Below are 6,650 nucleotides of genomic sequence, written 5' to 3' on the forward strand. Positions count from 1 at the left end.
ACGCCTCGACCTTCGCTCTGGTTCACGCCGCCGCCCGCGCCCGGTCGGCGCGCGCCAGCAGGCGTTGGTAAACAGGCTCGTAACGCAAAATGTTTGACGACCAGTTACGTTCGCGCTCGACAAAGGCGCGCGCCACGGCGCGACGGTCTTCCCAGAGGCTTTGATCGGCGAACAGGCGCGCGAGCGAATCGGCGATCGCAACGGGATCGTCCGGCGCAAACAGGGCGCCTGTCACGCCATCCTCTATCAGTTCGCGATGCCCGCCGACACTCGAAGCGGCGACCAGCCGGCCCTGCGCCATCGCCTCCAGCGGCTTGAGCGGCGTCACCAGATCGGTCAGCCGCATCGCCTTGCGCGGATAGGCCAGCACGTCGACCTGCGCATAATAATGCTCGACCTGATCGTGCGGCACGCGGCCGACGAAGACGATATGGTCGGTAAAGGGCGAGGCCCGCGCAGAATCGCGCAGCGCCTGCTCCATCGGCCCACCGCCGACCAGCAGCAGCTTCGCCCTCGGCCGGGCGCACACGAGTCGCGGCATGGCGGCGATCAAGTCGTCCAGCCCTTCATAATCATAGAAGCTGCCGATGAAGCCGACCACATCGGCGCCCTCAAGCCCCAGCTTCGCGGTCAGCGCCGGATCGCGCGGCACCGGATCCCCGAACTGCTCCAGGTCGACGCCGTTGGGCGACACGGTGATCTTGGCCGGGTCGACGCCGCGCGCGATCAGGTCGCCGCGCAGCCCTTCGCAGATCACCGCGACCGCATCGGCGTTGCGCACCGCATGACTTTCCAGCTGCCGCGTCAGCCAGTAGCGAGGACTGCCTTCCGTCCCCGTGCCGTTGCCGACCGCCGCATCCTCCCAGAAGGCGCGGATTTCGTATATCATCGGGATGCCATGACGCTTCGCCACCCGTTGCGCGGCGATGGCGTTCAGCACCGGCGAATGGGCGTGGATCACGTCCGGCCGCCATTGCCGTACCAGCGCGTCGATCGAATCAGCGTGGGCGGCAATGTCGCGCCATTCGCGCAGCACGGCGTTGCCTGTCGCCGGATCGCCCGGTGTGCGGTGGAATGTCAGCCCGTCGACCACTTCCTGCGGCGGACCGCCTGCGCTGTGTCGGCGGCCGGTGATCCCGCGCACGTCCCATCCCTTGGCGATCTGCGCGCGCAGAATTGCCCTGGTGCGGAACGTGTAGCCGCTGTGCATCGGAAGGCTGTGGTCCAGCACATGAAGAATGCGAGTCATAGCCAGCCCTGTCTGCGCCAAAAGGTTTAACGGCCCGTCAACTCTGTCGCGTTAGGAGAAAGGCCGTGCGCACCGGATTCCGCCCCTCACGATGATCGACACCCTGTCCCTGCTCGTCAGCCATGGCGCCATCCTGCTCGCCGCGTGGCGACTTCTGCCGCGCACCGATCTCGATCGCGATCCCGATTCGCAAGGCACGGAAACGGCGGAGCCGCGACCCGATGCGTGACCTGTTCTTCATCGCCTTTCTCGGCCTCTTCTTCCTCATGGGGTTCCGCCGGCCGTTCCTGCTGGTCGCGGTCTATGCCTATATCGACATCGTCTCGCCCCAGCGCCTCTCCTATTTCCTGCTCAACTCCATCCCCATTTCCTTCATCGCCTTCGCCGCGATGGTCGGCGCCTGGCTGCTGGTGGACGACAAGAAGGACTGCCGATTCTCCGCCCGACAGGGGCTGATGCTACTGCTGGTCGCCTGGTGCGGCTACACCACCATGACCGCCGACTTCCCGGTCGAGGCGCTGACCAAATGGAACTGGGTGTGGAAGGCGATCATCGCCGGCGTCTTCCTGCCGCTGGTCCTGCGCACCCGCCTGCGGATCGAGGCGCTGACCGTCTTCATGATCCTGTGCGCCAGCACGATCATCATCAACGGCGGCATGAAGACCGCGCTGTCGGGCGGCGGCTATGGCGTGCTCAACCTGATGGTCGAGAATAATAGCGGCCTTTACGAAGGCAGCATCATCAGCTGCGTCGCCATCGCGCTCATTCCGCTGATCCTGTGGGTCGCCAATCACGGCACGATCTTTCCGCGCGACTGGAAGGTGAAGCTTTTCTGCTACTGCCTTTGCCTCGCCTGCATGCTGATGCCGGTCGGCACCGAGGCGCGCACCGGCCTCGTCTGCCTGGTCATCCTGGCAGGTATGATGCTGATGCGGTCGAAGCGGAAATTCATCTATGGCCCGCTGATGGCTTTCGCCGCGCTGGCATCCATTCCCTTCCTGCCCGCCAGCTTCACCCAGCGGATGCAGACGATCGAGAATCACCAGGGCGACGAAAGCGCCTCCACCCGCGTCGCGGTGTGGATGTGGACGCTCGACTATGTGAAGCAGCATCCCGGCGGCGGCGGCTTTGACAATTATCTCCAGAACAGCTTCACCTATTTCGCCCAGAGTACCGTGACCGACAGCGGCGGCACCCGGATCGAGCGACGGCTCGTCACCGACAAGGGCCGCGCCTATCACAGCGCCTATTTCGAGCTGCTGGGCGAACAGGGCTATTTCGGCTTCGCCATCTGGGCGCTCATTCACCTCATCTGCTTCATCCGCACCGAAACGATCCGCCGCCTATATCGCAAGCGCGACGGGCCGGAAGAGGCGTGGATCGCGCCCTTTGCCGTGGCGCTGCAACAAGGACATGTCATCTACATGATCGGGTCGCTTTTCGTGGGCATCGCCTATCAGCCCTTCATCTTCATGATGCTCGCGCTCCAGATCGGGCTGGACACCTATCTGACCCGCAGGCGCATGGATGCCGCTCGCACGAGCCTGGCCGCCACGCTCGCGACCCAGCGGGGTCTTCCGGCATGAGCGGAGAAGTACGCATGCTGGGCATGGCGCATGGCCTGCTGATCGGCCTGCTGGCGGGGTTGTCGCTCGCCGCGCCGCTGGCGGCACCGGAGCTGATGCCGCGCGGGATCGAGGCGCTGTTCATCCTTGCGGGCTTCCATCTACGCCTCGTCGACCGGCGCTTTGCCCTGCGTGGGGATGCGAAGGACTGGATCAGCCATATGCTGATGGCGCCTGCGCGCCTACTGCGCTGGATCGCGACCGCAGCGGTGGCGCTGGTCGTCGGCGACGTCAATCAGGTGCCGACCATATTGGCCGCCGCCCTGCTGTGCGAACTCGCTCTCTATCCGATCGGCACCATATTCCTCGGCCGGAGCAGCCTGTCCGTCAGCGCCGGCGTGCTGGCCCTGCTGCTGATCGCCGCAGGGGTGAGCGAAGCGGGCATGGTGCGCTTCCTCTTCTGCTTCGCTATCGGCGTGACCGCCTGCCTCGTCTGGCTGCGCGGCCCCGATGGCGAGCCACGCGCGCTGGCGCTGGCGCTGGGGGGCGGCGCGGCCGCCGCCCTGATCGCCCTGATGCTGCCCGTCGCGCTTCCTCTTGCCCTGCCGGTCATGACCATCTGCGCGGCCTGGACATTGGCGCATCTCGCGGTGTTGCGCCGTCGTCCCGTTCCGTGGAGGCTCGGCACGCCGCCGGTCCGGGTTGCGGTGCGTTCCCCCTTCTCCTGATCCGTGATCGGAACGAAGCGATGAACGGCGGGTTTTGCGCTTGAGAAGGAAGACATGCCCGACACCCGCCTTGCCCATAGCGACGACAGCATCCCCGGCATCACGCGGCGCGCGCTGAAACGCGGCTGGGCCTATCATGACGCCGACGGCAACCGCATCACCGACCGGGAGGAGATCGATCGGCTGAATGCCGTCGCCCTGCCGCCCGCCTATCGCGACTGCTGGTTCTGCCCTTCCCCCTGGGGCCATATCCAGGCGATCGGCTATGACGACCGGGGCCGCAAGCAATATCGCTACCACCCCGATTTCCGCGCCGCGCGTGAGGCGGAGAAATATGCCGGATGCCCTGACTTCGGCCGCGCCCTGCCGAAGCTGCGCGAGAAGCTGGAAGCCGACCTGTCGAAACGCGGCCTGCGCAAGGATCGCACCATCGCCGCCGTCGTCCGCCTGCTCGACCTGGCGAAGCTGCGCGTCGGCAACGAACATTATGCCACCACCAACAAGAGTTTCGGCGCGACCACGCTGCGCCGCCGCCATTATGACCTCAGCGGCAAGTCGCTGACGCTGCGCTACCGCGCCAAGTCGGGCAAGCAGCATCAGCTGACCGTCACCGACAGCCGCCTGCTGCGGTTCGTGCGACAGGTGCAGGATCTGCCGGGCCAGCATCTCTTCCAATATCTGGACGAGGAGGGGGAGGCGCGGCCGATCTGCTCCAGCGACGTCAACGCCTATATCGCCGACGCCATGGGCGCGCCCTTCACCGCCAAGCATTTCCGCACCTGGGGCGCGTCGACCATCGCTTTTTCTGCGCTCGCCGCCGGCCATGTCTCCCTGAAGGAGATGATCGCCCCGGTGGCTCAGGCGCTGGGCAACACCCCCGCCATCAGCCGCAAAAGCTACATCCACCCCGCGCTGATCGCGCTTTGCCGCGACGGGCAGGATGAATGGCGGGCGGGGCTTCGCTTGCCGCGCCGAACCCGCTATCTGTCCCGCGAGGAGCGCGGCCTGATCGCCTTCCTCGACAGCATCGCCGATTGCGCCCCGCTTGCAGCGGCGGCCTGACACCGCATTTTCGACCAGACAGGACAGGCATGGCCGACAAGAAAGACCCCGATCTTCCCGACATCAGCGTCACGCCCCCGAACCTGCGCGAAATGTGGCATTCGACCATCGCCTGGTTCCAGATTCATTATATCCAGATCCTGATCGCGATCAGTGCGGCCGTCGTCATCTACCTGCTGCTGGCGGCGCTGCGCGAACTGGGCAAGAGGCACAAGGGCGATCGCGGCGATCCGCTGGGCTATGCCAATGTGCTGGGCCGTGCTGCGGCGCGCACGACCCAATTCTTCATGGTCATGGTCGCGGCCAGGCTGGTGGTGGGCTACGCCGACGCGCCGGCGTCGCTGGCCAAAACCATCACATTCCTCTTCACCATCGCCGCCGTGTTCCAGGCCGCCACCTGGGCGCGCGAGATCATATTGGGCCTGATCGAGCGCAAGACGCTGGCCGACGACAGCCAGGGCGAGACGCTCGCCAACGCCATGGGTCTGATCCGCGTGCTCGTGACGGTCGCCCTGTTCGCGATCGCGGCGATCGTGGTGCTGGACAATCTGGGCGTCAACGTCACCGGCCTGGTCGCGGGCCTGGGTATCGGCGGCATCGCCATCGGTCTGGCGGCACAGGGCATCTTTTCCGACCTGTTCGCCGCCCTCTCCATCATCTTCGACAAGCCGTTCCGCCGGGGCGAGATCATCACCTATGACCAGACCACCGCGCGCGTGGAGAAGATCGGCCTCAAGAGCACGCGCCTGCGGGCGATGAGCGGCGAGAAGAAGGTTATTTCCAACGCCAACCTGCTCCAGAAGGAAATCACCAGCCTCCAGACTCTGATCCAACGCCGCGTCACCTTCGCCATCGGCATCGTCTATCACACGCCCGAGGAGAAAGCGGAGGCGATCCCGGACATACTCCGCAAGATCGTCGAGGCGGAGGGCTTCCTGTTCGTGCATGCCGGCATGATACGCTTCGGCGCCAGTTCGCTCGACTATGAGCTGAGCTTCGACGTGCCCGACCCGGATACGCACGATTATTTCCAGTCGCGCCACCGCATGGGCCTCGCCATCTGGAAAGCGTTCAATGCGGCGGGGATCGAGTTCGCCTATCCATCCCAGACCACCTTCACCGCTGCACCCGACGGGCGGCTCATCATGCCCTATGCCGACGTGCCGCACGTGGAGACCTGAAGCCCGGGCGATCTAGGCTGAGGTGACGATTTAATCATTTGAGCCAGAGCATGATGCTGGCGAGTTTGACAAATCCGAGGAAGTTGGGGGCGAGCTTGTCGTAGCGTGTTGCGATGCGCCGCCATTGTTTGAGTTTGGCGAAGAATCCTTCGATGCCCCAACGCTGTTTGTAGGCGATGCGGTCGTAGCCGTGTTGGTACTTGCGGTGGCGGCGTGGTGGGATGACCGGCTCGCCGCCTTGCTCGTAGATGAGGTCATGCAGGCGGTCGGCATCGTAGGCGCGATCCGCCAGCACCTTGCCTGCCGGGATGCCCCGGATCAGGTCGCAGGCTGGAGCCATGTCGTTTTGCTGTCCGGGGCCAAGAATGAAGCGGATCGGCAGACCGAGGGCATCGACTACGGCGTGGATTTTGGTGCCGAACCCACCTCTCGACCGCCCGAGAGCCTGGGCTTGAACGCCCCCCTTTTTATCCGAGCCCCTGCCGCTTGAGCCTGAGCGCGGATGACAGTGGCATCGATCGCCAGCCATTCGATGTCGGGATCATCGGACACCGCCGCGAATATCCGGTCGATCACACCCTGCTCGATCCAGCGATAATAGCGCCGCTTGGCTGTCTGATAGGGACCAAAGCGTTCGGGAAGATCGCGCCAACGACCGCCTGAGCGCGCCAGCCACAGCAAGGCATCGAGAAAACGCCTGCCGTCGCTACGCGGACCACGCTTACCCTTGCGCCCGCCCGGAACGAACTCCCGCAATCGCTCCCATTGATCGTCCCGAAGTACCTCGCCTTCCACACCAGCCTCCAAAAGCCACTGTTGAATCACAAAGACCCGGCGCCGTGAATCCCTAAAATGTCACTACAGC

Annotated in this window: 6 protein-coding genes and 1 pseudogene; 5 read left to right on the forward strand and 2 right to left on the reverse strand. The window is 64.9% G+C overall.

Going from position 1 to position 6,650, the window contains the following annotated elements:
• Positions 1 to 22: 22 nt before the first annotated feature.
• Positions 23 to 1,249 carry a TIGR04063 family PEP-CTERM/XrtA system glycosyltransferase gene (locus DM806_RS05470; protein WP_179042216.1) on the reverse strand — a complete coding sequence of 409 codons (1,227 nt, stop codon included), beginning with the start codon at positions 1,247 to 1,249 and terminating at the stop codon, positions 23 to 25.
• Between the two features lie 91 nt (positions 1,250 to 1,340).
• On the opposite strand from DM806_RS05470, the gene DM806_RS05475 reads away from it, so the two are divergent.
• The 5 genes from DM806_RS05475 to DM806_RS05495 are packed head-to-tail and all read left to right on the forward strand — an operon-like array spanning position 1,341 to position 5,785.
• A complete protein-coding gene (locus DM806_RS05475; protein WP_179042217.1) occupies positions 1,341 to 1,478 on the forward strand; it encodes a hypothetical protein in 138 nt (45 codons plus the stop codon).
• Positions 1,471 to 2,835, forward strand: coding sequence for a putative O-glycosylation ligase, exosortase A system-associated (locus tag DM806_RS05480; protein WP_179042218.1), 1,365 nt, complete (start codon positions 1,471 to 1,473; stop codon positions 2,833 to 2,835). Before DM806_RS05475 ends, DM806_RS05480 begins: the two co-directional genes overlap by 8 nt.
• Positions 2,832 to 3,542, forward strand: a complete 711-nt coding sequence (locus DM806_RS05485) for a hypothetical protein (RefSeq protein WP_179042219.1) — start codon at positions 2,832 to 2,834, stop codon at positions 3,540 to 3,542. Before DM806_RS05480 ends, DM806_RS05485 begins: the two co-directional genes overlap by 4 nt.
• Before the next feature lie 54 nt (positions 3,543 to 3,596).
• Entirely contained in the window at positions 3,597 to 4,604 is a 1,008-nt protein-coding gene (locus DM806_RS05490) for a DNA topoisomerase IB (protein ID WP_179042220.1), read from the forward strand.
• Between the two features lie 29 nt (positions 4,605 to 4,633).
• Positions 4,634 to 5,785, forward strand: coding sequence for a mechanosensitive ion channel family protein (locus DM806_RS05495; RefSeq protein WP_179042221.1), 1,152 nt, complete (start codon positions 4,634 to 4,636; stop codon positions 5,783 to 5,785).
• A gap of 34 nt (positions 5,786 to 5,819) precedes the next feature.
• Here DM806_RS05495 and DM806_RS05500 read toward each other — a convergent pair.
• Positions 5,820 to 6,610 (reverse strand): annotated as a pseudogene (locus DM806_RS05500) (IS5 family transposase).
• Positions 6,611 to 6,650: the final 40 nt, after the last annotated feature.

The sequence above is a fragment of the Sphingobium lactosutens genome, assembly GCF_013393185.1.
GTDB classification, from domain to species: domain Bacteria; phylum Pseudomonadota; class Alphaproteobacteria; order Sphingomonadales; family Sphingomonadaceae; genus Sphingobium; species Sphingobium lactosutens_A.